This is a genomic window from Yoonia sp., from assembly GCF_036007805.1.
Taxonomy (GTDB): Bacteria; Pseudomonadota; Alphaproteobacteria; order Rhodobacterales; family Rhodobacteraceae; genus Yoonia.
Genome location: NZ_DASYOK010000228.1, coordinates 1 through 1,696, shown reverse-complemented (window position 1 = coordinate 1,696; position 1,696 = coordinate 1). Strand labels below are relative to the sequence as shown.

Genomic DNA, 1,696 nt, shown 5'->3' with positions numbered 1-1,696 from the left:
GAAACCGGCGAAACCGTAACGGATGCCGATGTGATCACCAAACCGACACTGGTCTATTTCGGCTACACATTCTGCCCCGATGTTTGCCCGCTGGATTCCGCGCGCAATGCACAGGCAGCCTATATCCTGGAAGAGCAAGGGCTTGATCTGGGAACAATTTTCATCTCGGTCGACCCGCAACGTGACACAGTCGAGGTCGTGCGCGATTTCACCGACAACTTCCACGAAGACATGATCGGGCTGACCGGATCACCTGAACAGGTCAAAGCGGCCAGCCAGGCCTATAAAACCTACTACCGCGCGGTTGAGGGTGACCCCGAATACTATCTCGTCGACCACTCGACGCAGACCTACCTGATGTTTCCCGAAACCGGGTTCGCAACCTTCTTCCGCCGTGACACGCCCGCAGAAGCGGTCGCAGAAATCTCGGCCTGCTTTATGGCGCAAAACAGCTAGAAAAATTGCGCCACTTGATCTGGCGCAACAAAAGCTGACAGGCGATGGGCGAAAAGAGGTGTATGACACATCTCGATACCCTCCGCCGCATGGGCCTGTTTGACGCCCGCGTGCCCCGCTACACCAGCTATCCGCCGGCGACGGCGTTCACCCCTGCGCAGGGGGCTGACTTTCAGGTCAGTTGCCTGCAATCGCTTGATCCGGCAGCGCCTGTCTCGGTCTATATCCATATCCCGTTCTGTGAACGGCTTTGCTGGTTCTGCGCCTGCCGGACCCAAGGCACAACCACGCTGAAACCTGTGGCCCATTATCTCGAAGTCCTGAAAGATGAGCTGGAGTTGCTGCGCGCGACCCTGCCTGCGGGCGTAACCATGGGCCAGATGCACTGGGGTGGTGGCACGCCCACAATCCTGCCGCCCGAAATGATCCGCGACCTCGCACAGGCGGTCAAAGACGTGATCCCCCCTGCGCCTGATTTCAGTTTCTCGGTCGAGATTGACCCCACGTTGGTGGACGACGCCAAAATCGCAGCGCTGGCCGAGATGGGCATGACCCGCGCCAGCATCGGCATTCAGGATTTCGCCCGCGACGTCCAGGAGGCGATCGGACGCAAGCAAAGCTTTGCCCAGACCCGCGCCTGCGTGGACAGCCTGCGCGCTGCAGGGATCATATCACTGAACGCGGACCTCGTGTATGGGCTGCCGTTTCAGACCGCAGCCAAGCTCGCCGCCACCATCGCCAAAGTCCGCGCGCTTGATCCTGATCGCATCGCACTTTTCGGCTATGCCCATGTGCCCAGCTTTTCCAAGCGCCAGAAACTGATCCCCGATGCGGCCCTGCCCGGCGAGGAAGACCGGTATCATCTGGCGCGCCAGGCCGCAGCCGCCTTTACCGGCAGCGGCTATGAGCCCATCGGGATCGACCATTTCGCCAAACCCGCAGACAGCCTCGCCATTGCTGCAAAGACAGGCCATCTGCGCCGGAACTTCCAGGGCTACACAGACGACACCTGCCCCACCCTGATCGGAATCGGGGCCTCGTCGATTTCGCAATTCGCGCAAGGCTATGTGCAGAACGCCTCGGCCACCGCCGCCTATATTGAACGTGTTGCGGCAGGCCAGCTTGCAGGGCACCGCGGCTATGAAATGACAGCCGCCGACCGCCTGCGCGCCACCGCGATCAACATGCTGATGTGCGACTTTGAAATTGATCTCGCACGCCTTGCGCAGCACGCCGGTGC

Annotated in this window: 2 protein-coding genes; both read left to right on the top strand. The window is 60.6% G+C overall.

The genetic code is table 11. The annotated features are described in order from the left end of the window. On the top strand, positions 1 to 456 hold a 456-nt coding region (locus VGP75_RS12540), incomplete at its 5' end, for an SCO family protein (RefSeq protein WP_327543993.1). Between the two features lie 62 nt (positions 457 to 518). Continuing rightward, positions 519 to 1,696 (top strand): oxygen-independent coproporphyrinogen III oxidase (hemN, locus tag VGP75_RS12535; RefSeq protein ID WP_327543992.1); only part of this gene is annotated, 1,178 nt, incomplete at its 3' end.